23 protein-coding genes are annotated in these 24,897 nt (G+C 72.0%); 20 read left to right on the forward strand and 3 right to left on the reverse strand.

Going from position 1 to position 24,897, the window contains the following annotated elements; translation table 11 throughout:
* The first annotated feature begins 95 nt into the window (after positions 1 to 95).
* From pgsA to HCC30_RS03485, 15 genes are all read left to right on the forward strand, one after another.
* Entirely contained in the window at positions 96 to 734 is a 639-nt protein-coding gene (gene pgsA / locus HCC30_RS03415; protein WP_169440424.1) for a phosphatidylinositol phosphate synthase, read from the forward strand.
* On the forward strand, positions 731 to 1,699 hold the full coding sequence (locus tag HCC30_RS03420; RefSeq protein ID WP_169440425.1) for a phosphatidylinositol mannoside acyltransferase: 969 nt from the start codon (positions 731 to 733) through the stop codon (positions 1,697 to 1,699). Before pgsA ends, HCC30_RS03420 begins: the two co-directional genes overlap by 4 nt.
* A complete protein-coding gene (locus HCC30_RS03425; RefSeq protein WP_169440426.1) occupies positions 1,696 to 2,874 on the forward strand; it encodes a glycosyltransferase family 4 protein in 1,179 nt (392 codons plus the stop codon). Before HCC30_RS03420 ends, HCC30_RS03425 begins: the two co-directional genes overlap by 4 nt.
* Before the next feature lie 113 nt (positions 2,875 to 2,987).
* The gene (locus HCC30_RS03430; RefSeq protein WP_169440427.1) at positions 2,988 to 3,548 is read left to right on the forward strand and encodes a hypothetical protein; all 561 of its coding nucleotides are present in this window, start codon (positions 2,988 to 2,990) and stop codon (positions 3,546 to 3,548) included.
* Positions 3,549 to 3,774: 226 nt separating this feature from the next.
* Positions 3,775 to 4,695, forward strand: coding sequence for a pyridoxal 5'-phosphate synthase lyase subunit PdxS (gene pdxS / locus HCC30_RS03435; RefSeq protein WP_169440428.1), 921 nt, complete (start codon positions 3,775 to 3,777; stop codon positions 4,693 to 4,695).
* A gap of 94 nt (positions 4,696 to 4,789) precedes the next feature.
* Positions 4,790 to 5,413, forward strand: coding sequence for a pyridoxal 5'-phosphate synthase glutaminase subunit PdxT (gene pdxT / locus HCC30_RS03440; RefSeq protein WP_169440429.1), 624 nt, complete (start codon positions 4,790 to 4,792; stop codon positions 5,411 to 5,413).
* Positions 5,414 to 5,556: 143 nt separating this feature from the next.
* Complete coding sequence (locus HCC30_RS03445; protein WP_169440430.1) at positions 5,557 to 6,315, forward strand: YebC/PmpR family DNA-binding transcriptional regulator; 759 nt, start codon at positions 5,557 to 5,559, stop codon at positions 6,313 to 6,315.
* 214 nt (positions 6,316 to 6,529) lie between these two features.
* Positions 6,530 to 7,180, forward strand: a complete 651-nt coding sequence (gene ruvC / locus HCC30_RS03450; protein ID WP_169440431.1) for a crossover junction endodeoxyribonuclease RuvC — start codon at positions 6,530 to 6,532, stop codon at positions 7,178 to 7,180.
* The gene (gene ruvA / locus HCC30_RS03455; protein WP_169440432.1) at positions 7,177 to 7,809 is read left to right on the forward strand and encodes a Holliday junction branch migration protein RuvA; all 633 of its coding nucleotides are present in this window, start codon (positions 7,177 to 7,179) and stop codon (positions 7,807 to 7,809) included. Before ruvC ends, ruvA begins: the two co-directional genes overlap by 4 nt.
* A gap of 82 nt (positions 7,810 to 7,891) precedes the next feature.
* Entirely contained in the window at positions 7,892 to 8,989 is a 1,098-nt protein-coding gene (gene ruvB, locus HCC30_RS03460) for a Holliday junction branch migration DNA helicase RuvB (protein ID WP_169440433.1), read from the forward strand.
* 221 nt (positions 8,990 to 9,210) lie between these two features.
* Positions 9,211 to 9,735: a preprotein translocase subunit YajC gene (yajC, locus tag HCC30_RS03465; protein ID WP_169440434.1), complete on the forward strand. Its 525-nt coding sequence runs from the start codon at positions 9,211 to 9,213 to the stop codon at positions 9,733 to 9,735.
* Between the two features lie 132 nt (positions 9,736 to 9,867).
* Positions 9,868 to 11,619 (forward strand): protein translocase subunit SecD, encoded by a 1,752-nt coding sequence (secD, locus tag HCC30_RS03470; RefSeq protein ID WP_169440435.1) that lies wholly within the window; start codon positions 9,868 to 9,870, stop codon positions 11,617 to 11,619.
* Position 11,620: 1 nt separating this feature from the next.
* Positions 11,621 to 12,802 (forward strand): protein translocase subunit SecF, encoded by a 1,182-nt coding sequence (gene secF, locus HCC30_RS03475; protein WP_169440436.1) that lies wholly within the window; start codon positions 11,621 to 11,623, stop codon positions 12,800 to 12,802.
* A 5-nt stretch (positions 12,803 to 12,807) separates the two neighbouring features.
* Complete coding sequence (locus tag HCC30_RS03480) at positions 12,808 to 13,386, forward strand: adenine phosphoribosyltransferase (RefSeq protein WP_346776469.1); 579 nt, start codon at positions 12,808 to 12,810, stop codon at positions 13,384 to 13,386.
* Between the two features lie 255 nt (positions 13,387 to 13,641).
* A complete protein-coding gene (locus HCC30_RS03485) occupies positions 13,642 to 16,254 on the forward strand; it encodes a bifunctional (p)ppGpp synthetase/guanosine-3',5'-bis(diphosphate) 3'-pyrophosphohydrolase (RefSeq protein ID WP_169440437.1) in 2,613 nt (870 codons plus the stop codon).
* Positions 16,255 to 16,381: 127 nt separating this feature from the next.
* On the opposite strand, the gene HCC30_RS03490 is transcribed toward HCC30_RS03485, so the two are convergent.
* Together HCC30_RS03490 and HCC30_RS03495 are read right to left on the reverse strand one after the other, a co-directional pair.
* Complete coding sequence (locus HCC30_RS03490; RefSeq protein ID WP_169440438.1) at positions 16,382 to 17,611, reverse strand: DUF349 domain-containing protein; 1,230 nt, start codon at positions 17,609 to 17,611, stop codon at positions 16,382 to 16,384.
* A 188-nt stretch (positions 17,612 to 17,799) separates the two neighbouring features.
* Positions 17,800 to 18,663 (reverse strand): peptidylprolyl isomerase, encoded by an 864-nt coding sequence (locus tag HCC30_RS03495; RefSeq protein WP_169440439.1) that lies wholly within the window; start codon positions 18,661 to 18,663, stop codon positions 17,800 to 17,802.
* Positions 18,664 to 18,933: 270 nt separating this feature from the next.
* Between HCC30_RS03495 and HCC30_RS03500 the strand changes: the two genes are divergently transcribed.
* The 4 genes from HCC30_RS03500 to HCC30_RS03515 all read left to right on the forward strand — a co-directional run bounded on the left by HCC30_RS03500 (position 18,934) and on the right by HCC30_RS03515 (position 23,134).
* Positions 18,934 to 19,653, forward strand: a complete 720-nt coding sequence (locus tag HCC30_RS03500; RefSeq protein ID WP_169440440.1) for an MBL fold metallo-hydrolase — start codon at positions 18,934 to 18,936, stop codon at positions 19,651 to 19,653.
* A 10-nt stretch (positions 19,654 to 19,663) separates the two neighbouring features.
* Positions 19,664 to 20,926: a histidine--tRNA ligase gene (gene hisS, locus HCC30_RS03505; protein WP_169440441.1), complete on the forward strand. Its 1,263-nt coding sequence runs from the start codon at positions 19,664 to 19,666 to the stop codon at positions 20,924 to 20,926.
* A gap of 139 nt (positions 20,927 to 21,065) precedes the next feature.
* Positions 21,066 to 21,707 carry a vitamin K epoxide reductase family protein gene (locus tag HCC30_RS03510; RefSeq protein WP_169440442.1) on the forward strand — a complete coding sequence of 214 codons (642 nt, stop codon included), beginning with the start codon at positions 21,066 to 21,068 and terminating at the stop codon, positions 21,705 to 21,707.
* A gap of 62 nt (positions 21,708 to 21,769) precedes the next feature.
* Positions 21,770 to 23,134 (forward strand): replication-associated recombination protein A, encoded by a 1,365-nt coding sequence (locus HCC30_RS03515; RefSeq protein ID WP_169440443.1) that lies wholly within the window; start codon positions 21,770 to 21,772, stop codon positions 23,132 to 23,134.
* Positions 23,135 to 23,303: 169 nt separating this feature from the next.
* Here the strand turns inward: HCC30_RS03515 and HCC30_RS03520 are convergent, their stop codons facing one another.
* The gene (locus tag HCC30_RS03520) at positions 23,304 to 23,939 is read right to left on the reverse strand and encodes a DUF2470 domain-containing protein (RefSeq protein ID WP_346776470.1); all 636 of its coding nucleotides are present in this window, start codon (positions 23,937 to 23,939) and stop codon (positions 23,304 to 23,306) included.
* A 344-nt stretch (positions 23,940 to 24,283) separates the two neighbouring features.
* Here HCC30_RS03520 and rpsD point away from each other — a divergent pair, with 344 nt between their 5' ends.
* Positions 24,284 to 24,895: a 30S ribosomal protein S4 gene (gene rpsD / locus HCC30_RS03525; protein ID WP_169440444.1), complete on the forward strand. Its 612-nt coding sequence runs from the start codon at positions 24,284 to 24,286 to the stop codon at positions 24,893 to 24,895.
* Positions 24,896 to 24,897: the final 2 nt, after the last annotated feature.

Below are 24,897 nucleotides of genomic sequence, written 5' to 3' on the forward strand. Positions count from 1 at the left end.
CGATCCGTTCGCGGTGGCCCGCCGCCGCGTGACTACGATGGGCCCGCCGGTGGTCCGACCGCCACCGGTTCGCTTTCGACCACCACAGGACGGCCATGCTGAACAAGTACGCGCGTGCGTTCTTCACGCGTGTCCTCACACCGTTCGCCGCGTTGCTGCTGCGCCTGGGAGTGAGCCCCGACACGGTCACGCTGATCGGCACCGGCGGCGTGGTCGCGGGAGCCCTGGTCTTCTTCCCCTTCGGCGAGTTCTTCTGGGGCACCGTCGTCATCACGCTGTTCGTCTTCTCGGACCTCGTCGACGGCAACATGGCCCGGCAGCTGGGACGTTCGAGCCGCTGGGGAGCCTTCCTCGACTCCACGCTGGACCGCGTCGCCGACGCGGCCGTCTTCGGCGGCATCGCGCTCTGGTACGCGGGCGGCGGGGACAGCGTCCTGATGTGCGCGGTCACCATCTTCTGCCTCGCCAGCGGCCAGGTCGTCTCCTACACCAAGGCGCGCGGCGAGAGCATCGGCCTGCCGGTGAACGTCAACGGGCTGATCGAGCGCGCCGAACGCCTCGTCATCACCCTCGTCCTGGCCGGGCTGGCGGGCTTCGAGACCACCTTCGGGGTGCCCTGGATCGGCGTGCTGCTGCCCGTCGCGCTGTGGGTCGTCGCGCTCGGCAGCCTGGTCACCCTGATCCAGCGCGTCGTCACCGTGCGCCGCGAAGCCGCCGAAGCGGAGGCCGCATGAGTACGGCAGAACCGGCACCGGCCCGGGCCACCGCGGCGGAACGGCTGACGGACGCGCTGTACGGGCTCGGCTGGAGCGCGGTGAAGAAGCTCCCCGAGAGCACCGCCGAGCGGCTCGGCCGCCGCATCGCCGACACCGCCTGGAAGCGGCGCGGCAAGGGCGTCCTGCGGCTGGAGTCCAACCTCGCGCGGGTCGTCCCCGACGCCGGCCCGGAACGCCTCGCCGAGCTCTCCCGCGCGGGCATGCGCTCGTACCTGCGCTACTGGATGGAGTCCTTCCGGCTCCCGTCCTGGACCCCCGAGCAGATCGCCGCGCACGTCCACGTCGACGGCGTCGAGGGCCCCGGCGGCCTGCGCGAGGCGCTGGACGACGACCGCGGGGTGATCCTCGCCCTCCCGCACCTGGCCAACTGGGACCTGGCGGGCGTCTGGCTCACCACCCGGATGAACACCCCCTTCACCACCGTCGCCGAGCGGCTGCGGCCGGAGAGCCTCTACGACCGGTTCGTCGCCTACCGCGAGAGCCTCGGCATGAGCGTCCTGCCGCACACCGGCGGTTCCGCCTTCGGCACCCTGGCCCGGCGGCTGCGCGAGGGCGGCACCGTCTGCCTCGTCGCCGACCGCGACCTCTCGGCCTCCGGGGTGGAGGTGGACTTCTTCGGCGACACCGCGCGGATGCCCGCAGGCCCCGCCGTCCTCGCCCAGCAGACCGGCGCCCGGCTGATGCCGGTGACGCTCCGGTACGGGCCCTCGCCGAAGATACGGATAAGGGTCCACGACACCGTCGAGGTGCCCGCCGAGGGCACCCGCGCGGAGAAGACGGCCGCCATGACGCAGCGCGTCGCCGACGTCTTCGCCGCCGGCATCGGCGAACACCCCGAGGACTGGCACATGCTCCAGCGGCTGTGGCTCTCCGACCTCGAACCCCGTGCGGAGGGCTCCGCCCCCGGGGAGGGAAGCGCGTGAGAATCGGCATCGTCTGCCCCTACTCCTGGGACGTCCCCGGCGGCGTCCAGTTCCACATCAGGGACCTGGCCGAGCACCTGATCCGGCTCGGGCACCACGTCTCGGTGCTCGCGCCGGCCGACGAGGACACCCCGCTGCCGCCGTACGTCGTCTCGGCGGGCCGCGCCGTGCCCGTCCCGTACAACGGCTCGGTCGCGCGGCTGAACTTCGGCTTCCTCTCGGCGACCCGGGTCCGCCGCTGGGTGCAGGGCGGCGACTTCGACGTGCTGCACATCCACGAACCCGCCTCGCCCTCCCTCGCGTTGCTCACCTGCTGGGCGGCGCAGGGGCCGATCGTCGCCACCTTCCACACCTCCAACCCGAGGTCGCGGGCGATGATCGCGGCGTACCCGATCCTGCAGCCGGCGCTGGAGAAGATCAGCGCGCGGATCGCGGTCAGCGAGTACGCGCGGCGCACCCTCGTCGAGCACCTGGGCGGCGACGCGGTCGTCATCCCGAACGGCGTCGACGTCGGCTTCTTCGCCGCCGCCGAGCCCAAGCCCGCCTGGCAGGGCACCCCCGAGGCGCCGACGATCGGCTTCATCGGCCGGATCGACGAGCCGCGCAAGGGACTTCCCGTCCTGATGAAGGCCCTGCCGCGGATCCTGGAGGAGCAGCCGGGCACCCGGCTGCTCGTCGCGGGCCGGGGCGACGAGGAGGAGGCCGTCGCGGGGCTGCCGGAGGAGATGCGCGAGCGCGTCGAGTTCCTCGGCATGGTCAGCGACGAGGACAAGGCCAGGCTGCTGCGCAGCGTCGACCTGTACGTGGCGCCCAACACCGGCGGCGAGTCCTTCGGGATCATCCTGGTCGAGGCCATGTCCTCGGGCGCCCCCGTGCTCGCCAGCGACCTCGACGCGTTCGCGCAGGTGCTGGACGGGGGAGCGGCGGGCGAACTGTTCGCCAACGAGGACGCGGACGCGCTCGCCGAGGCGGCCCTGCGGCTCGTCGGCGACCCGGCGCGGCTGGCCGAACTGCGGGAGCGCGGCAGCCGGCACGTGCGCCGCTTCGACTGGTCCACCGTCGGCGCCGACATCCTCGCCGTCTACGAGACCGTCACCGACGGTGCCGCCTCCGTCGCCCCCGACGAACGCATCGGTCTCCGCGCCCGGTTGGGACTCGCGGCCCGCGACTCCTGAGCGGCGGCTCCCGCCGCAGCACGTCCCGGACCGCCCGGCCGCCCCTTTGAACCGCCCGCCGGGCGGCGGCCGTTGACGGCCCCGCACCCGGCCCACCTGGAGCGATCGCCCCCATGCCCACCATGACCACCCTCGTCCTCGTCGCCGCGGCCGTCGCGCTGACCGGCGTCTACCTCAGCTGGACGGCCGGCCGCCTCGACCGGCTGCACGCCCGCATCGACGCGGCCAGGGCGGCGCTCGACGCGCAGCTGCTGCGCCGCGCCTCGGTCGCCCAGGAGCTCGCCACCGCGGGCATCCTCGACCCGGCCGCCTCGATGGTGCTCTACCAGGCCGCGCACGACGCCCGCCTCGCCAAGGAGGAGCAGCGCGAGGTCGCCGAGAGCGAACTGAGCCAGGCGCTCCGCGCCGTCTTCGCCGACACCGCGCAGACCGACGCGGTCCGTGCCGCGCCCGGCGGCGAGGACAGCGCCGTCGAACTGGCCGCCGCCGTACGCCGGGTGCCGATGGCCCGCCGCTTCCACAACGACGCGGTACGCGCCGCGCGCGCCCTGCGGCGGCACCGTACGGTCCGCTGGTTCCGGCTCGCGGGCTACGCCCCGTTCCCGCTCGCCTTCGAGATGGACGACGAGCCGCCGGCGGCCCTCGCCGACCGCGCCAACGGCGCCCCGCAGTAGCCGACCGGCCCCGGCTCCGGGCCGTCCGCCCAGGGCCGACGGGGCGCAGTGGCCCGGACACGGGGCGGATACGGCGCCCCGTACGGCGAAGTGGCCCCGGGCGTTCAGGCCACCTGTTGCGGATTGGCCCTTTCTCCGGGCGGGCCCGTCGGGCGACCGTCTGCGTGGGGTTCACGGTCCGCGTGGCCCCGGTCGCACCGTAGAACCCGCCGAATGAGGTCGAACCGTGTCCACTGAGTCGTCCGCTTCCACCACCCCCGCCCAGGCCGAGACCGGCACGGCGCGCGTCAAGCGCGGCATGGCCGAGCAGCTCAAGGGCGGCGTGATCATGGATGTCGTCACCCCGGAAGAGGCGAAGATCGCCGAGGACGCCGGCGCCGTGGCGGTCATGGCCCTGGAGCGGGTCCCCGCCGACATCCGCAAGGACGGCGGCGTCGCCCGCATGTCCGACCCGGACATGATCGACGGCATCATCAACGCCGTGTCGATCCCGGTGATGGCCAAGTCCCGGATCGGCCACCTCGTCGAGGCCCAGATCCTCCAGGCCCTCGGCGTCGACTACATCGACGAGTCCGAGGTCCTCACCCCGGCCGACGAGGTCAACCACAGCGACAAGTTCGCCTTCACCACGCCCTTCGTCTGCGGCGCCACCAACCTGGGCGAGGCCCTGCGCCGCATCGCCGAGGGCGCGGCCATGATCCGTTCCAAGGGCGAGGCGGGCACCGGCAACGTCGTCGAGGCCGTCCGGCACATGCGCCAGATCAAGAACGAGATCGGCAAGCTCACCGTCCTCGACAACAACGAGCTGTACGCCGCGGCGAAGGAGCACCGCGCCCCGTACGAGCTGGTCAAGGAGGTCGCGACGCTCGGCAAGCTGCCCGTCGTGCTGTTCTCCGCCGGCGGCGTCGCGACCCCGGCCGACGCGGCGCTGATGCGCCAGCTCGGCGCCGAGGGCGTCTTCGTCGGCTCCGGCATCTTCAAGTCCGGCGACCCGGCCAAGCGCGCCGCCGCCATCGTGAAGGCCACCACCTTCTACGACGACCCGAAGGTCGTCGCCGACGTCTCGCGCGGCCTGGGCGAGGCCATGGTCGGCATCAACTGCGACACCCTCCCCGAGGGCGAGCGCTACGCCAACCGCGGCTGGTGACCACCCGCGCCCGGGCCGGAGGCCCGCCCTCCGGCCCGGGCGTCCCGCACCCCGCACGACGCTGTACGTCGCAGCACGACGGAGAAGGACAACCGTGCCCACCCCACCCATCGGCGTCCTCGCCCTCCAGGGCGACACCCGTGAACACCTCGCCGCACTCGACAGCGCGGGCGCGCACGCCGTGCCCGTACGCCGGGCCGAGGAACTGGAGGCCGTGGCCGGCCTCGTCATCCCCGGCGGCGAGTCGACGACGATCGCTAAACTCGCCGTCACCTTCGGGCTCATGGAGCCGCTGCGCGCCCGGATCCGCGCGGGCATGCCCGCCTACGGCTCCTGCGCCGGGATGATCATGCTCGCCGACAAGATCCTCGACCCCCGCTCGGGCCAGGAGACCATCGGCGGCATCGACATGATCGTCCGCCGGAACGCCTTCGGGCGGCAGAACGAGTCCTTCGAGGCGGCTGTCACCATGGAGGGTGTGGAAGGCGGAGCCGGCCGCCCCGTGCACGGCGTCTTCATCCGCGCCCCGTGGGTGGAGTCGACCGGCGCCGGGGTCGAGACCCTGGCCGAGCACGACGGGCACCCCGTCGCCGTCCGGCAGGGACCGCTGCTGGCGACGTCCTTCCACCCGGAGCTCACCGGGGACCACCGGGTGCACGCGCTGTTCGCCGGTATGGTGCACGAGTCCCGCGAGCGGGACGCGTCCGGCGCCGTCTGACGGCGGGAGCGGACGGGGGCCGTCCGGGTCGCCGGGTTCGCCCCGTACCGTCCCGGGGCCGGGAAGCGGGGTCCGTCGCGCGCGGTGGCTGACGGTAAGATCTCCGCGTTGGTTATGTCGAAGACGTCGAATGGAGCGAGGCTGTGTCCGGCCACTCTAAGTGGGCAACCACCAAGCACAAGAAGGCCGTGATCGATGCCAAGCGCGGCAAGCTCTTCGCAAAGCTGATCAAGAACGTCGAGGTCGCGGCCCGTACCGGGGGCGCCGACCCGGATGGCAACCCCACCCTGTTCGACGCCATTCAGAAGGCGAAGAAGAGTTCGGTCCCGAACAAGAACATCGAGAGCGCCGTCAAGCGCGGCGCCGGTCTCGAAGCCGGCGGTGCCGACTACGAGACCATCATGTACGAGGGTTACGGGCCGAACGGCGTCGCGGTGCTCATCGAGTGCCTGACCGACAACCGCAACCGCGCCGCGTCCGACGTGCGCGTCGCCATGACCCGCAACGGCGGCTCCATGGCCGACCCCGGCTCGGTGTCGTACCTCTTCAACCGCAAGGGCGTCGTGATCGTCCCCAAGGGCGACGAGAGCCTCACCGAGGACGACATCCTGGGTGCCGTCCTGGACGCCGGTGCCGAGGAAGTCAACGACCTGGGCGAGAACTTCGAGGTCATCAGCGAGGCCACCGACCTGGTCGCGGTCCGCAGCGCCCTCGTGGACGCCGGGATCGACTACGAGTCGGCGGACAACAACTTCCTCCCCAGCGTGCAGGTCCCGCTGGACGAGGACGGCGCGCGCAAGATCTTCAAGCTGATCGACGCGCTGGAGGACAGCGACGACGTGCAGAACGTCTTCGCCAACTTCGACGTCTCCGACGAGATCATGGCGAAGGTCGACGCCTGACGCGGCTTCGCGGACCGCAGCGCGGACGGGCCGACGGGAAACACCGTCGGCCCGTCCGCGCTTCCGTGCCCGCCACTGTCGGTGGTGCCCGATAGCCTGCGGGAACGGTCGGACGGCGCGGACCGGCGGCCGGCCGGGGCCGGCGGGAACAGCCCGTCCGGCAGGCACAGTTGAGACGTCACCGACGTCACCGACAGATGGGGAGGGCCGCCGCGTGCGCGTACTCGGGGTCGATCCGGGGCTGACCCGCTGCGGCGTGGGCGTCGTCGAGGGCGTCGCCGGGCGGCCGCTGACGATGGCCGGGGTCGGCGTCGTACGGACGCCCGCCGAGGCGGACATCGCCGAGCGGCTCGTCCTCGTCGAGCGCGGCATGGAGGAGTGGCTGGACGCGCACCGGCCCGAAGCCGTCGCCGTGGAGCGGGTGTTCAGCCAGCACAACGTCAGCACCGTGATGGGCACCGCCCAGGCCAGCGCCGTCGCCATGCTGTGCGCGGCGCGCCGCGGACTGCCCGTGGCGCTGCACACCCCCAGCGAGGTCAAGGCCGCCGTCACCGGCTCGGGCCGCGCCGACAAGGCCCAGGTCGGCACCATGGTCACGCGCCTGCTGCGGCTGGACGCGCCGCCCCGCCCGGCGGACGCGGCCGACGCGCTCGCGCTCGCCATCTGCCACATCTGGCGCGCCCCCGCACAGACCCGGCTGAACCGCCTCCAGCAGGCACACGCGGAGCACGCGGCGGCCGCCCGCGCGGCCCGCGCCGCCGCCTCCGCACGCGCCGCCGGAACCGGCCGCAGGACGAACCGACCGGCGGGAGGCGCCCGTTCGGCACCGACCACCCGCCGCGCACCGAAGGACAGCAGCTCATGATCGCCTTTGTCGCAGGGACCGTCGCGGCTCTCGCCCCGGACACCGCCGTCGTCGAGGTCGGCGGCGTCGGCATGGCCGTGCAGTGCACGCCCGGCACCCTCGCCGGGCTCCGCGTCGGCCAGGAGGCCAGGCTCGCCACCTCCCTCGTCGTCCGCGAGGACTCCCTCACCCTGTACGGCTTCGCCGACGACGACGAACGCCAGGTCTTCGAACTCCTCCAGACCGCCAGCGGGGTGGGCCCCCGCCTCGCCCAGGCCATGCTCGCCGTGCACGCCCCGGACGCGCTCAGGACGGCCGTCTCCGCCGGGGACGAGAAGGCCCTCACCGCCGTCCCCGGCATCGGCAAGAAGGGCGCCCAGAAACTGCTGCTGGAGCTGAAGGACCGCCTCGGCGAACCGTCCGGCACCGGCACCCACGCCGCGCGGCAGGGCGCCGGCACCCCCGCCGCCGCGGGCTGGCGCGAGCAGCTGCACGCCGCGCTCATCGGCCTCGGGTACGCCACCCGCGAGGCGGACGAGGCGGTCACGGCCGTCGCACCGCAGGCCGAGGCCGCCCTGGCCGAGGGCGCCCGGCCGCCCGTGCCGCAGCTCCTGCGCGCGGCCCTCCAGACGCTGAACAAGGCGCGGTGACACCGGAGATGGCGGCGACGGCCGCGAGGGCAGCGGGCACCGCGCCCGGGTACGACGTGAACGAAGCCGGGAGGCGCACCACATGAGCCGGGACGACATCCACCACGAGGACGGCCCGTACGGCGAGGCCGGCGAGCGGCTCGTCGGCGCCGAGGCCGACGGGGAGGACAGCGCCGTCGAGGCGGCCCTGCGGCCCAAGGAACTCGGCGAGTTCATCGGCCAGCCCAAGGTCCGCGAACAGCTCGACCTCGTCCTGAAGGCCGCCCGCCAGCGCGGCGGCACGGCGGACCACGTCCTGCTCTCCGGCGCCCCCGGACTGGGCAAGACCACCCTCTCGATGATCATCGCGGCCGAGATGGGCGCCCCGATCCGGATCACCTCGGGCCCCGCCATCCAGCACGCCGGCGACCTCGCCTCGATCCTCTCCTCCCTCCAGGAGGGCGAGGTCCTCTTCCTCGACGAGATACACCGCATGTCCCGGCCCGCCGAGGAGATGCTCTACATGGCCATGGAGGACTTCCGCGTCGACGTGATCGTCGGCAAGGGCCCCGGCGCCACCGCGATCCCGCTGGAACTCCCGCCGTTCACCCTGGTCGGCGCCACCACCAGGGCCGGACTGCTGCCCCCGCCGCTGCGCGACCGCTTCGGCTTCACCGCGCACATGGAGTTCTACGAGCCGGGCGAGCTGGAGGCCGTCGTGCACCGCTCGGCCCGGCTGCTCGACGTCGAGACGGACGCCGAGGGCGCCGCCGAGATCGCCGGACGCTCCCGCGGCACCCCCCGGATCGCGAACCGGCTGCTCCGCCGCGTACGGGACTACGCGCAGGTCAGGGGCGACGGCGCGATCAGCCGCGAGGTCGCCTCCCGGGCCCTGGACGTCTACGAGGTCGACGCCCGCGGCCTCGACCGCCTCGACCGCGGCGTCCTCGACGCGCTGCTGCGGCTCTTCTCCGGCGGCCCCGTCGGCCTCTCGACGCTGGCCGTCGCGGTGGGGGAGGAGCGGGAGACGGTCGAGGAGGTCGCCGAACCGTTCCTGGTCCGCGAGGGCCTGCTGGCCCGCACTCCGCGTGGCCGGGTCGCCACCCCCGCCGCCTGGGCACACCTCGGCCTCGCCCCGCCGCGCTCCACGGCACCGGGTGCGCCCGGAGCCGCCGGGCAGGCCGGGCTCTTCGGAGACTGACCGCCGCCGCGTGACCACGCATGTGACGGACGTGTGAGCGACCGCGTGACGTATCCGACGGACGCGAGACGCCCACGGGGGAACCCCGGCGCCATGCTCGACGTTGTTCCATCGGCGAGGACTGACTTAGACTCCGCCGACGCCGTCCGTCCTGGGCGGCTTGTCCACCCCCGAATACCAGGCCGCCTCAGACGTGGCCGTGTGAAGGAATATCTTCCGCCGTGGATCCTATTGCTCTGCTCCCGTTCATCGTGCTCATCGGGGCCATGTTCCTGATGACCCGCTCCGCCAAGAAGAAGCAGCGTCAGGCCATGCAGATGCGTGACCAGATGCAGCCCGGCACCGGCGTGCGGACCATCGGAGGCATGTACGCCACCGTCAAGGAGATCCGTGACGACGTCGTACTCCTTGAGGTTGCTCCTGGTGTGCACGCGCTCTACGGCAAGAACGCGATCGGCGCCGTCCTCGAGGCCGACGAGTTCGACCGCATCGTGAACGGCCTCCCCGCCGGCGACGGCACCGTCGTCCCGGACGACGCCTCCTCCCTGACCTCCGAGGACGGCGAGGGCTCCGGCCGCATCGACCTCGGCAAGTCCGACGAGGCGGACACCGCCCGCGCCGAGGACGAGACCTCCGCCACCAAGGGCGAGGCCGCCAAGAGCGACTCCGCCGAGGACGAGGCCGCCGCCGAGGACGACGCGCAGCACAAGGACACCAAGCGCGAAGGTGACAGCGACTCCAAGTAAGGTCGGCGCCGCCGGGCCACCACAGACCGGGTCCGGCGGCGGAGCATGTCCGCACACCACTTCGCGCGCCGCGCGGTGTCCCGGCTCAACTCGACGGCCGGCACCGGCGGTTGGACAGGGAGAGACAGATAGGTGGCAGCACCGAAGAAAGGCCGCAGGACCCCGGCCGGGCAGGGGAAGCCATGGCGTTCGCTGACGCTGATCCTGCTGGCCATGGTGGGGCTGACAGTGGGCATGTTCGCCTCCGGCCAGACCACTCCGCGACTGGGCATCGACCTCGCGGGCGGTACCAGCATCACGCTGGAGGCCAAGAACCAGCCGGGCCGCCCTGACGCGATCAACCCGACGAACATGCAGACCGCCGTCGGCATCATCGAGCGGCGCGTCAACGGTCTGGGTGTCTCCGAGGCCGAGGTCCAGACCCAGGGCGACCGGCACATCATCGCCAACATCCCCCGGGGCACCAACGAGAAGCAGGCACGGGAACAGGTCGGTACGACGGCCGAACTCGGCTTCCGCCCCGTGCTGTCGATGGCGCAGACCACCAAGCAGCAGCCGCAGCAGCCCGAGCCGGAGTCCTCGGCGGGCGAGACCGGCGGCGAGAAGCAGCCCGAGAAGGACACCCCGCCGCAGGGCCGCGCCGTCACCGACGGCCTCAAGACCACGGCGGACAAGACCCCTTCGCCCCAGGCGACGGACGGCGACGAGGGCGCGCAGAGCGAAGCCCCCACCGCCCCGCCCCAGCAGCAGATGCCCCAGCCGCCCGGCGTGCCCAAGAAGCTCGCGGGTGAGCTGGAGAAGCTCGACTGCACCACCAAGAAGGCACGCGCCGACGCCAGTTCGGCCGCCGCTGCCGCCCAGCCCGACGAGCCGGTCGTCGCGTGTGACCAGAAGGAGAAGGTCAAGTACGCGCTCGGCCCGATCGCCGTCAAGGGCAAGAACGTCAAGGACGCCCAGGCATCCCTCGACCAGCAGAGCGGTCAGGGCTGGATCGTCAACATGTCCTTCGACGACAAGGGCAGCAAGCAGTTCGCCTCCGTCACCGGCGACCTGTCCAAGAACCAGCCCCCGCAGAACCAGTTCGCGATCACGCTGGACGGTGAGGTCGCCTCCGCGCCCTCCGTCAACGGCCCGATCGGCGGCGGCAACGCGATGATCTCCGGCAGCTTCACCCAGCAGTCGGCCGAGGACCTGGCCAACATCCTGTCCTTCGGCGCGCTCCCGCTGACCTTCGAGGAATCGGACGTCACGACCGTCACCGCCGCGCTCGGCAGCGACCAGCTCTCGGCCGGTCTCATCGCCGGCGCCATCGGTCTCGCGCTCGTCGTGATCTACCTGATCGTGTACTACCGCGGCCTGTCGGTCATCGCGCTGCTCAGCCTGCTGGTCTCCGGCGTCCTGACGTACACGATCATGACCTTGCTCGGACCGGCCATCGGCTTCGCGCTCAACCTGCCGGCCGTCTGCGGTGCGATCGTCGCGATCGGTATCACCGCCGACTCGTTCATCGTCTACTTCGAACGGGTCAGGGACGAGATCCGCGAGGGCAGAACGCTCCGGCCCGCCGTCGAGCGCGGCTGGCCCCGGGCCCGACGCACCATCCTGGTCTCGGACTTCGTGTCGTTCCTCTCCGCCGCGGTGCTGTTCGTCGTCACCGTCGGCAAGGTGCAGGGCTTCGCGTTCACGCTCGGGCTCACCACGCTGCTCGACGTCGTCGTGGTGTTCTTCTTCACCAAGCCGCTGATGACGCTGTTCTCCCGGACCCGCTTCTTCGCGAGCGGTCACCCCTGGTCGGGGCTCGACCCGCGGCGGCTCGGCGCCAAGCCCCCGCTGCGCAGGGGCCGTCGTCCCTCCGTCGTCAGCACCGACCCGAAGGAGGCCTGAGATGTCGCGACTTGGCGATCTCGGCGCCCGGCTGTACCGCGGTGACATCGGCTACGACTTCATCGGCAAGCGGAAGTTCTGGTACGCCGTCTCGATCCTGATCACGATCACGGCGTTCGTGGGCCTCGCGGTCCGCGGCCTCGTGATGGGCATCGAGTTCGAGGGCGGCGCCGTCCTGACGACGCCGAAGACCAGCGCCAGCGTCCAGCACACCAGCGAGGTGGCGGAGGAGGCCTCCGGGCACACCGCCATCGTCCAGAAGCTGGGCAGCGGCGGCATGCGCATCCAGATCTCCGGCGTCGACACCGAGAAGTCGACCCAGGTCAAGGAGCAGCTCGCCGAGGAGCTGAAGGTCGACCCGAACCAGGTCGACACCCAGCTCGTCGGCCCCAGTTGGGGCGAGCAGATCGCGAACAAGGCCTGGCTCGGCCTCGCGATCTTCATGGTCCTCGTGGTGATCTACCTGGCCATCGCCTTCGAGTGGCGGATGGCTCTGGCCGCGCTGATCGCGCTCATCCACGACCTCACCATCACCGTCGGGGTGTACGCCCTGGTCGGCTTCGAGGTCACCCCGGGCACGGTCATCGGTCTGCTGACGATCCTCGGCTACTCGCTGTACGACACGGTCGTCGTCTTCGACGGCCTGCGCGAGAGCACGACGAACGTCACCAAGCAGACCCGCTTCACCTACAGCGAGATCGCGAACCGGAGCATCAACGCGACCCTGGTGCGGTCCATCAACACCACGGTCGTGGCGCTGCTCCCGGTCGCCGGCCTGCTGTTCATCGGCGGCGGCCTGCTCGGCGGCGGCATGCTGAACGACATCGCCCTCTCGCTGTTCGTCGGCCTCGCCGCCGGCGCGTACTCCTCGATCTTCATCGCGACCCCGCTGGTCGCGGACTTCAAGGAGCGCGAGCCGCGGATGAAGTCCCTCGCCCGGCGCGTGCACGCCAAGCGCGCCAAGGCCGAGGAGCGCGACCACCAGGGCGACGACGGGGACGGCGACGACGGGGACGCCTCCCCGTCCGACGGCCCGCTGCCCTCCGGCGCCTCGCTCACCGTGGGGGAAGCGCCCGCGGGCACGACCCCGGCGGCGGCCGGCGCCCCCGGGGCCCCGGGCCAGCGCAGCCAGCCCTCCCCGCGGGGCAAGGGCCGCGGCCGCCCCTCAGGAAAGCGCAGGTGAACGACGTGAGCAGCATCAGTGACACCCGGGAGTCCGCGGGCGTCCCCGATTCCGTCCGGCAGCTGCTGACGGACCGCATCCGGGACGTCGCGGACTACCCGAAGCCGGGCGTGATGTTCAAGGACATCACCCCGCTGCTGGCGGACGCCGAGGCGTTCGCGGTGCTCACGGACGCCCTGGCGGAGATCGCGCGGGAGCGCGGCGCCACGAAGATCGTGGGCCTGGAGGCCCGCGGCTTCATCCTCGCGGCCCCCGCGGCGGTACGGGCCGGCGTCGGCTTCGTACCCGTACGCAAGGCGGGCAAGCTGCCCGGCGCGACCCTCGCCCAGTCCTACGAGCTGGAGTACGGCAGCGCCGAGATCGAGGTGCACGCCGAGGACCTCGCCGAGGGGGACCGGGTGCTCGTCATCGACGACGTGCTCGCCACCGGCGGTACGGCCGAGGCGTCGCTCCAGCTCATCCGGCGGGCGGGAGCCCAGGTCGCGGGCGTCGCCATACTGATGGAGCTCGGCTTCCTCGACGGGCGCGGGCGGATGGCCCCCGCGCTGGCGGGCGCCCCGCTCGACTGCCTGGTCACCGTCTGACCCGAGCCACGGCGGCACAGCACGGCGGCATCCGCGAGGGCCCTGTACCTTGCGGAGCCGACGGCCGTACTGTGCCGCCGTCGTGCTGTGCGGGGATTCCCGCCGCCCGGCGCCCCGCCCCGACGCCCCTCCGCACCGCCGGGGAGCGCGCCGGGCAGGTGTTCGCCGCCGCCGTCGCAGGGCAGCGGCGGGCAGGGCGCCGATACCATGGCAGTCCGGCCCCCGAGCCGGACTGAGGTCCAACGAGGAGTGCTCTTGCCAGACGAGGCTCAGCCGCTCACCGCCGCACAGCGGGAAGCCGAGGCCCGTGGCGCAGCCGCCACGGGCGGGGGCAAGACGTCCGCGCAGGGCGGCACGAACGACGGCGACCCCGCAGCGGGCCGGCCCGCGCAGGGCGCCGCCAACCCGGCGGCCGAGGCGGCGCCGCCCGCGGTCCGGGGCCCCGGCCCCACGAACGGCAGCACGCCCGCCGGCACCGAACCGGCCCGGGCCGAGGACGGCTCCCGCGAGCGCGTCGCCCCGGCCCGCGCGGTCTCCGGCGTCTCCGGGCGCTCCGGCTCGTCCAACCGCGTACGGGCCCGGCTCGCGCGCCTCGGCGTGCAGCGCTCCAGCCCGTTCAACCCCGTGCTGGAGCCGCTGCTGCGGATAGTGCGGAGCAACGACCCCAAGATGGAGTCGGCGACGCTCCGCCAGATCGAGCGCGCCTACCAGGTCGCCGAACGCTGGCACCGCGGCCAGAAGCGCAAGAGCGGCGACCCGTACATCACGCACCCGCTCGCCGTGACGACGATCCTCGCCGAGCTCGGCATGGACCCGGCGACGCTGATGGCGGGCCTGCTGCACGACACCGTCGAGGACACCGAGTACGGACTCGACACCCTGCGCCGGGACTTCGGCGACCAGGTCGCCCTGCTCGTCGACGGCGTCACCAAGCTGGACAAGGTGAAGTTCGGCGAGGCCGCGCAGGCCGAGACCGTCCGCAAGATGGTCGTCGCGATGGCCAAGGACCCGCGGGTGCTGGTCATCAAGCTCGCCGACCGGCTGCACAACATGCGCACGATGCGCTACCTCAAGCGGGAGAAGCAGGAGCAGAAGGCCAGGGAGACCCTGGAGATCTTCGCCCCGCTCGCGCACCGCCTGGGCATGAACACCATCAAGTGGGAGCTGGAGGACCTCGCCTTCGCGATCCTCTACCCCAAGATGTACGACGAGATCGTCCGCCTCGTCGCCGAGCGCGCGCCCAAGCGGGACGAGTACCTGGCCGTCGTCACCGACGAGGTGCAGGCCGACCTGCGCGCCGCCCGGATCAAGGCCACCGTCACCGGGCGGCCGAAGCACTACTACAGCGTCTACCAGAAGATGATCGTCCGCGGCCGGGACTTCGCGGAGATCTACGACCTGGTCGGCATCCGCGTCCTGGTGGACACCGTCCGCGACTGCTACGCGGCACTGGGCACCGTCCACGCCCGCTGGAACCCGGTTCCGGGGCGGTTCAAGGACTACATCGCGATGCCCAAGTTCAACATGTACCAGTCGCTGCACACGACGGTGATCGGCCCCGGCGGCAAGCCCGTCGAGCTCCAGATCCGCACCTTCGACATGCACCGCCGCGCCGAATACGGCATCGCCGCGCACTGGAAGTACAAGCAGCAGGCCGTGGCCGGGACTTCGAAGGTCCGCACGGATGTGCCCAAGGGTGGCGGGAAAGACGACACCGTCAACGACATGTCCTGGCTGCGGCAGTTGCTCGACTGGCAGAAGGAGACGGAGGACCCGGGCGAGTTCCTGGAGTCGCTCCGCTTCGACCTCTCGCGCAACGAGGTCTTCGTCTTCACGCCGAAGGGCGACGTCATAGCGCTCCCGGCCGGAGCCACCCCCGTCGACTTCGCGTACGCCGTGCACACCGAGGTCGGGCACCGCACCATCGGCGCCCGCGTCAACGGCCGTCTGGTGCCGCTCGAATCGACCCTCGACAACGGCGACACCGTCGAGGTCTTCACCTCCAAGGCACCCGGCGCCGGCCCCTCGCGGGACTGGCTCGGCTTCGTCAAGTCCCCCCGCGCGCGCAACAAGATCCGCGCCTGGTTCACGCGCGAGCGCCGGGACGAGGCCATCGAGCAGGGCAAGGACGAGATCGCCCGCGCGATGCGCAAGCAGAACCTGCCGATCCAGCGCATCCTCACCGGCGACTCCCTCGTCACCCTCGCGCACGAGATGCGCTACCCGGACATCTCCGCGCTGTACGCCGCCATCGGCGAGGGCCACGTCTCCGCGCAGAACGTCGTGCAGAAGCTCGTCCAGTCCCTCGGCGGCGAGGACGCGGCCAACGAGGACCTGGCCGAGACCGCCTCGCCCATGCCGGTGCGCTCCAAGCGCCGCTCGCCCGCCGATCCCGGAGTGGTCGTCAAGGGCGTCGACGACGTGTGGGTCAAGCTGGCCCGCTGCTGCACACCGGTGCCGGGAGACCCGATCATCGGCTTCGTCACCCGCGGCAGCGGCGTCTCCGTGCACCGTGCCGACTGCGTCAACGTCGACTCCCTCTCCAAGGAGCCGGAGCGGATGCTGGAGGTCGAGTGGGCGCCGACGCAGTCCTCGGTCTTCCTCGTCGCCATCCAGGTCGAGGCGCTGGACCGCTCCCGGCTGCTGTCCGACGTCACCCGCGTGCTGTCCGACCAGCACGTCAACATCCTCTCGGCGGCCGTCCAGACCTCCCGGGACCGGGTGGCGACCTCCCGCTTCACCTTCGAGATGGGCGACCCGAAGCACCTCGGCCACGTCCTGAAGGCAGTACGCGGCGTCGAGGGCGTCTACGACGTCTACCGCGTCACCTCGTCCAAGGGACAGCACGGGCAGCACGGGCAGGGCTGAACGGGGGGCGGGTCCGCGGTGAACGCCCCACCGCCGCCCCGGAGTTCGACGGGCCGACCGCACCGGAAACGGAAGAGGCCCCGCCGGTCCCAGGACCGGCGGGGCCTCGTGTGTGCCCGGGGGCGGTTCAGCCGCCGAACTCCTCCAGGCCCTTCATGGCCTGGTCCAGGAGCTGCTGGCGGCCCTCCAGTTCCTTCTCCAGCTTCTCCGCCTTCGCCGTGTTGCCCGCGGCGCGGGCCTGCTCGATCTGGCGGCGCAGCTTGTCGGCGGCCTCCTGCAACTGGCCGGTGAGACCCTCGGCGCGGGCCCGCGCCTCCGGGTTGGTGCGGCGCCACTCGGCCTCCTCGGCCTCCTGGATCGCCCGCTCCACCGCGTGCATACGGCCCTCGATCTTCGGCTTCGCCTCACGCGGCACGTGACCGATCGCGTCCCAGCGCTCGTTGAGCGAACGGAACGCGCTGCGGGCCGACTTGAGATCCGTGACCGGGAGCAGCTTCTCCGCCTCGACGGCCAGCTCCTCCTTCAGCGTCAGGTTCTCCCGCTGCTCCGCGTCCCGCTCGGCGAACACCTCGGACCTGGCCTGGAAGAAGACGTCCTGGGCGCCGCGGAAGCGCTGCCACAGGTCGTCCTCGTGCTCCCGCTGCGCGCGCCCGGCGGCCTTCCACTCCTGCATCAGGTCCCGGTACTTGGCGGCCGTGGGGCCCCAGTCCCGCGAGCTGGACAGCGCCTGCGCCTCCTGGACCAGCTTCTCCTTGCGCTTGCGCGCCTCCTCGCGCTGGGCGTCCAGGTGCGCGAAGTGCTGCTTGCGACGCTTGGAGAAGGCGGACCTGGCGTGCGAGAAGCGGTGCCAGAGCTCGTCGTCCGTCTTGCGGTCCAGCCGGGGGAGGCCCTTCCAACGGTCCACCAGCGCCCGCAGTTTGTCACCGGCCGCCCGCCACTGTTCGCTCTGCGCGAGCTCTTCGGCCTCGGCGACCAGCGCCTCCTTGGCGGCCTTGGCCTCCTCGTTGGCCTGTGCCTTCTTGGCCTTGCGCTCCTCGCGGCGCTCCTCGACCGTCTTCGCCAGGGCGTCGAGCCTCACGCGCAGCGCGTCCAGGTCGCCGACCGCGTGGTGGGCGTCCACCTGCTCCCGCAGATGCGCGATCGCGGCCTGCGCGTCCTTCGCGGACAGGTCGGTGGTCCTCACCCTGCGCTCGAGGAGGCCGATCTCCACGACCAGGCCGTCGTACTTGCGCGTGAAGTAGGCGAGGGCCTCCTCGGGAGAGCCAGCCTGCCAGGATCCGACGACCTTCTCGCCCTCGGCCGTCCGCACGTACACGGTCCCCGTCTCGTCGACGCGGCCCCACGGGTCGCTGCTCACAGCGCCTCCTCCACATGATGCCGATCAGGGCTTCCGCCCCCGGCATCGTCCACATTTCTCGTCAAGGCCAACATAGGCGACCGGCCCCCGCGCTGTCCGCATCCGGCCGAGGCTGTCTGCAACCGCCGGGCGCGGACGGTGCCGCGGCCGCGGAGCGCGGGGCTCCGGTCGCGTTCTTCCGGTTCCGGTCAGGTCTTCCGTACCGTCGCGCGGTCGATGACGACGTGCGCGTTCGGCGCGGAGTTCTGCGTCTGCGGGTCCGGTGCCGAACCCGCGGCGGCGATCTTCTCCAGGACGTCCATACCGCCGGTGATCTTCCCGAACGGCGTGTAGTCCGGCGGCAGTTGGCTGTCCTCGAAGACCAGGAAGAACTGGCTGCCGCCCGAGTCCCGGCCCCGGCCCGAGGCCGCGTCGTACTGGTTGGCCATGGCCACGGTGCCCGCCGGGTACACCCCGTCCCGCACCTCGGCGTCCTTGAGGTTCTCGTCGGGGACGGTGTACCCGGGGCCGCCCTGGCCGGTGCCCGTCGGGTCGCCGCACTGCAGCACGTGAATACCCTCGTCGACCAGGCGGTGACAGCGCGTGTGGTCGAAAAAACCCTCGCCCGCGAGGAAGTTGAAGGAGTTCACCGTGCGCGGCGCCTTCTCCGCGTCCATGGCGACCGTGATGTCACCGCAGTTGGTGCCCAGCGACATGGTGTACGAGGCGGACGCGTCGATCTTCATCGCGGGCTGCGTCTCCCACTGTTCGTCCCCGGGCTTCCCATCCGCCGGCTTCCCGCAGGGGTCCTCGCCGCTCTTCCCGCCCCCGCCCCCGCCCTCGCCGGACGCGGACGACGCGCCCCCCTTCGCGTCCGCCGCTCCGTCCCCGGCGGACCCGCCCTCCCCGCCCGTCACCGCGTACGCCACCGCAGCGACCAGGGCGACGGCCAGGACCGCGCCGCCCGCCGCCAGCCGGATACGCCGCTTCCGCCGGGCCTCGGCCCGGCGCTGCTCCTGGCGCAGCTGCTTCTGGCGGGCGAGCTGTTTCCTGCGCTGCTCCTTGCTGACCACGGTCGTCTCCTTCGGCGCTGGACGGTGGCGGGCGGCGGGCGCCCCTCTGGTCGGGAGGGACGGCACCGGCGGACGCCGCGGGAGCGGGCGCCGCCGGGGTACGGACACGGGTTCGCGGCGCCGTGTCGGCCGCCGGTAGGCTGAGGGTTCTCATCGATCATCGGCGCCGTCGTTCCGCCACGTGAGCGTCACCACGTGCACCGCTCGCGGGGAACGACAGCCGGGTGACCGACAGCCGTGAATTCACTGCCGGACGACTGAAGGACGATCGTGCTCGTTGCCGGGTTCCCCGCCGGGGCCTGGGGGACCAATTGCTATCTGGTCGCCCCCGCCGCCGGTGAGGAGTGCATCATCATCGACCCGGGCCACCAGGCCGCCGAAGGGGTCGAGGAAGCCCTCGCCAAGCACCGGCTGAAGCCGGTCGCCGTCATGCTCACGCATGGCCACATCGACCATGTCGCCTCCGTGGTGCCGGTCTGCGGGGCGCACGACGTCCCCGCCTGGATCCACCCCGAGGACCGCTACATGATGAGCGACCCGGAGAAGGCGCTCGGCCGCACCATCGGCTCCCAGCTGATGGGCGAGCTGACCGTCGGCGAGCCGGACGACGTCGCCGAGCTGACCGACGGCGCCACCCTGAACCTGGCCGGTCTGGAGCTGACCGTCGCGCACGCCCCGGGCCATACCAAGGGGTCGGTGACCTTCCGGATGCCCGAACAGGCCGACGTACCGCCGGTCTTCTTCTCGGGCGACCTGCTGTTCGCCGGCTCCATCGGACGTACCGACCTGCCCGGCGGCGACCACGCCGAGATCCTCCGCTCGCTGGCCCGCGTGTGCCTGCCGCAGGAGGACGAGACCGTGGTGCTGTCCGGCCACGGCCCCCAGACCACCATCGGCCGCGAGCGCGCCGCCAACCCGTTCCTGCGGGACGTGGCGGCCGGCGGCCCCGGGAGCGGTGGGATCGACATCGCTCCGCGACGAGGAATGTGACGAGAGACCGTTGAGCACCTTCAAGGCCCCCAAGGGCACCTACGACCTGATCCCGCCCGTCTCCGCGAACTTCCTCGCGGTCCGCGAGGCCCTCTCCGCGCCGCTGCGCCGTGCCGGGTACGGGTACATCGAGACGCCCGGCTTCGAGAGCGTCGAGCTCTTCGCGCGCGGCGTCGGCGAGTCCACGGACATCGTGACGAAGGAGATGTACACCCTCACCACGAAGGGCGGCGACGAACTCGCCCTGCGCCCCGAGGGAACGGCCTCCGTGCTCCGTGCCGCGCTGGAGTCCAGCCTGCACAAGGGCGGCAACCTCCCGGTCAAGCTCTGGTACTCGGGCTCGTACTACCGCTACGAGCGCCCGCAGAAGGGCCGTTACCGGCACTTCTCGCAGGTCGGCGCCGAGGCGATCGGCGCGGAGGACCCCTCCCTCGACGCCGAGCTGATCATCCTGGCCCACGACGCCTACCGCTCGCTGGGCCTGCGGAACTTCCGCATCCTGCTCAACTCCCTGGGCGACAAGGAGTGCAGGCCGGTCTACCGCGCCGCGCTCCAGGAGTTCCTGCGCGGCCTCGACCTCGACGAGGAGACCCGCCGCCGGATCGACGTCAACCCGCTGCGCGTCCTCGACGACAAGCGCGAGGCCGTCCAGCGGCAGCTCACCGGGGCGCCGATGATGCGCGACCACCTGTGCGAGGCCTGCAAGGAGTACCACGAGCAGGTCCGCGAGCTGCTGACGGCGGCGGGCGTCGGGTACGAGGACGACCCCAAGCTGGTGCGCGGCCTCGACTACTACACCCGCACCACCTTCGAGTTCGTGCACGACGGCCTCGGCTCGCAGTCGGCCGTCGGCGGCGGCGGGCGCTACGACGGCCTCTCCGAGATGATCGGCGGCCCCGCACTGCCCTCGGTGGGCTGGGCGCTGGGCGTGGACCGCACCGCGCTGGCGCTGGAGGCCGAGGGCGTCGAGCTCGAACTGCCCTCCGCCACCGAGGTGTTCGCGGTGCCGATCGGTGAGGAGGCACGCCGCGCGCTGTTCGGCGCGGTGACGCAGCTGCGCCGGGAGGGCGTCGCGGCCGACTTCGCGTACGGCGGCAAGGGCATGAAGAACGCCATGAAGTCCGCCAATCGTTCGGGCGCCCGCTTCGCGCTCCTCGTCGGCGAACGCGACCTCGCCGAGGGAGTCGCCCAGCTCAAGGACCTGACCACGGGCGAGCAGACCGCCCTGCCACTCGATCGTGTGGTGGCCGAAGTCCGGGCGAAACTGGCCTGACGGACAGCCACTTGGTGCACAATGAGCGGCACCTTTCGCGCGGGTACGGGACGGAAACCGCCCGTACCCGCGCGGGCACACGCAGGCACGGCACGCTCAGGCAGACGGCATCGGGCACCCACGAGGACGGCACTTCGCTATGACGACGACGGCACCACGGAATCACGTTCGCTCAGGAGCGGGCAGTCACGCGGACTCCGGCGGTGCCTTCGGCGCGAGCCGGGCCTTCGCCTGGATGCTGGTGATCACCGGCGCCGCCGGGCTGCTCGCGGCCTGGGTGATCACGCTCGACAAGTTCAAGCTCGCCGAGGACCCGGACTTCAAGGCCGGATGCAGCCTCAACCCGATCGTCTCCTGCAACAACATCATGGAGAGCGACCAGGCCGCGGCCTTCGGTGCGCCGAACCCGATGATCGGCCTCGTCGCGTACGGCATCGTCATCTGCGTCGGCGTGAGCCTGCTCTCCGGCGCGCGCTTCCCCCGCTGGTACTGGCTGGCCTTCCACGCGGGCACGCTCTTCGGCGTCGGCTTCTGCACCTGGCTCATGTACCAGTCGCTGTACAACATCGGCTCGCTGTGCCTGTGGTGCTGCCTCGCCTGGGCGGCCACCATCGTCATGTTCTGGTACGTGACGGCGTTCAACGTTCGCGAGGGGCTGCTCCCGGCGCCGGGAGCGGTCCGGGGCTTCTTCGAGGAGTTCCCCTGGGTGGTGCCGGTCGCGCACATCGGCATCATCGGCATGCTGATCCTCACCCGCTGGTGGACGTTCTGGACCAGCTGACCGCCCGCGCGGGGCGACCCGCGCGGACCCGGCTGTCAGTGGGGTGACTTAGGGTTTCCGGCGTGGAGCCCGATCTTTTCACCGCAGCAGCAGAGGAGCGTCAGGCGAAGGACCCCTCGGCCAGCCCGCTGGCCGTGCGGATGCGCCCGCGCAACCTCGACGACGTCGTGGGGCAGCAGCATCTGCTGCGCCCCGGCTCCCCCCTGCGCCGCCTCGTCGGCGAGGGCGGCAGCGGCCCGGCGGGGCCCTCGTCGGTGATGCTGTGGGGCCCGCCCGGCATCGGCAAGACGACCCTCGCGTACGTCGTCAGCCAGGCCACGGACAAGCGCTTCGTGGAGCTGTCGGCGATCACCGCGGGGGTCAAGGAGGTCCGCTCCGTCATCGACGGGGCCCGCCGCTCCTCCGGCGCGTACGGCAAGGACACCGTCCTCTTCCTCGACGAGATCCACCGCTTCAGCAAGGCCCAGCAGGACTCGTTGCTGCCCGCCGTGGAGAACCGCTGGGTCACCCTCATCGCGGCCACCACGGAGAACCCGTACTTCTCGGTGATCTCCCCGCTGCTCTCCCGCTCCCTGCTGCTCACCCTGGAGCCGCTCACCGACGACGACCTGCGCGGCCTGCTGCACCGCGCGGTCGAGGACGAGCGCGGCCTCGGCGGCGCCGTCACCCTCCCCGAGGACGCGGAGGCGCACCTGCTGCGGATCGCGGGCGGGGACGCGCGCCGCGCGCTGACGGCGCTGGAGGCGGGCGCGGGCGCCGCGCTGGCCAAGGGCGAGCCGGCGATCAGCCTGGCCTCGCTGGAGGAGGCCGTGGACCGCGCCGCGGTGAAGTACGACCGGGACGGCGACCAGCACTACGACGTGGCGAGCGCGCTGATCAAGTCCATCCGCGGTTCGGACGTCGACGCGGCGCTGCACTACCTGGCACGGATGATCGAGGCGGGGGAGGACCCGCGGTTCATCGCCAGACGCCTGATGATCTCCGCGAGCGAGGACATCGGCCTGGCGGACCCGACGGCGCTCCAGACGGCCGTCGCGGCGGCGCAGGCGGTCGCGATGATCGGCTTCCCCGAGGCCCGGATCACGCTCGGCCAGGCCACCGTCGCCCTCGCTCTCGCGCCCAAGTCGAACGCGGCGTACAAGGCCATCGACGCGGCCCTCGCCGACGTCCGCGCGGGTCTCGCGGGCCCGGTGCCGCCGCATCTGCGCGACAGCCACTACCAGGGCTCGGCCAAGCTCGGCCACGGCCAGGGCTACCAGTACCCGCACGACCTCCCGGGCGGCATCGCGGCCCAGCAGTACGCGCCGGACGCGATCCACGGCAAGCGGTACTACGAGCCGACGCGGTACGGCGCGGAGGCGCGGTACGCGGACGTCGCGGACCGTGTCCGCTCCCGGCTGAACGGCGAGAACGGCTCCGGCGACTGAGCCCGGAGAGCAACGCAGCGACGGGGCACGGCTGAGAAAAGGGGAGAGGGCCGGGAAGGCCGCTGCCCACCGCCTTCCCGGCCCCGTCTGCCGCCCCCTCCGGGGCCCGGTGCCGGCGCGTCCCCCTCGGCTGCCCGGCTCCGGTGGCTTTCCTCGGTGCTCCCCGCCGTCAGCGCTCCCCGTCCTCGCCGCCGTCCCGCAGCGCCCCGTACGCGGAGCCGGCCCGTCCGCCGCGCTCCAGGGTCTCCTCGGCGGCGGCCTCGAAGAGGCGGTGCATGGCGCGGCGCAGCTGCGCGATGTCGGCGACCGGCTCGGGGAACTCGAAGCGCGCGTCGAAGCAGCGGTCCCGCGAGCCCCGTTCGACGAACCGGACCCGCATCCCGTACCGGTCCAGGGCCAGCGGCAGGGCGCGGGTGCCCGCCGGGCACACCGGCTCCCGGGTGCCCAGCAGCGAGCCGAGGCTCTGCACCTGCTCCTCGTGCGCGGCGGCCAGGTGCTGGAGCAGCTCGGCCTCGTGCGGCATCAGCGGGTCGGCCGCGGCGGCGGCGAACTGCTCGGGCTCGACGTGCTCCTCGCCCCAGAGGTCGTCGACGTACGCCTCGCCGACCTCCAGCCGCACCAGCATCCAGGCGATGTCGGACTCCTCCGCGGCGCCCCCGGGGTACTGCTCGGCGATCAGCTGGGCGCAGACGGCGCGCTCCTCGTCGCGTACCGCGGTGAGCCAGCCGGCGACCCAGGCGCGGCCGCGGATCCGGTGCGGTGCGGAGACCGGTGCCACGTCCGTGAGTTCCATCACGGCGGTCACGTCGTCATCCTGCGCATAAGCCGCGACCTGGGCGGTTGGAGCCGCGGCGGGGAGAAGCAATACGATGTCCCCGTCCGGCGTGACGGCACGCGCTGCTGGTTCTCCGTTACCCAGTGGTCCCGCTTCGGGGGCACCGGTTCCCGGAACGGTCAGCGCGGCAGATACGCTGGACTCCACGAGGGTTCGTACACGCTCGGCAGCCGACGGCTGTCGTGCGTCTTCCACGGGACGCGGCTGACTCCGTCCGGTTTCGGTACCGGGCAGGGGGATCCCAGGTCGAAACATGCGTTCTCCTCCAACGACTAAGGTAAGCCTTACCTAACCTACACGGAGGTCCGTTCAACGTGAACCAGTCGCGTCCCAAGGTCAAGAAGTCGCGTGCACTCGGCATTGCGCTGACCCCGAAGGCCGTCAAGTACTTCGAGCAGCGTCCCTACCCGCCGGGTGAGCACGGCCGGGGCCGCAAGCAGAACAGTGACTACAAGGTCCGTCTGCTGGAGAAGCAGCGCCTGCGTGCGCAGTACGACATCAGCGAGCGCCAGATGCTGCGTGCCTACGAGCGCGCCCGCAAGGTCGACGCCAAGACCGGTGACGCCCTGGTCATCGAGCTCGAGCGCCGCCTGGACGCCCTCGTCCTGCGGTCCGGCCTGGCCCGCACGATCTACCAGGCCCGCCAGATGGTCGTCCACGGCCACATCTCGGTGAACAACACCAAGGTCGACAAGCCGTCCTTCCGCGTGACCCCGGGCGACGTCGTCATGGTCCGCGAGCGCAGCCGCTCCAAGCACCCCTTCCAGGTGGCCCGCGAGGGTGGCTACGACACCGAGGGCGAGACCCCGCGCTACCTGGAGGTCAACCTCCAGGCGCTGGCGTTCCGCCTCGACCGTGACCCGAACCGCAAGGAGATCCCGGTCGTCTGCGACGAGCAGCTCGTCGTCGAGTACTACGCTCGCTGAGC

Origin of the sequence: Streptomyces sp. HNM0574 (assembly GCF_012726235.1) — a bacterium.
Taxonomy (GTDB): domain Bacteria; phylum Actinomycetota; class Actinomycetes; order Streptomycetales; family Streptomycetaceae; genus Streptomyces.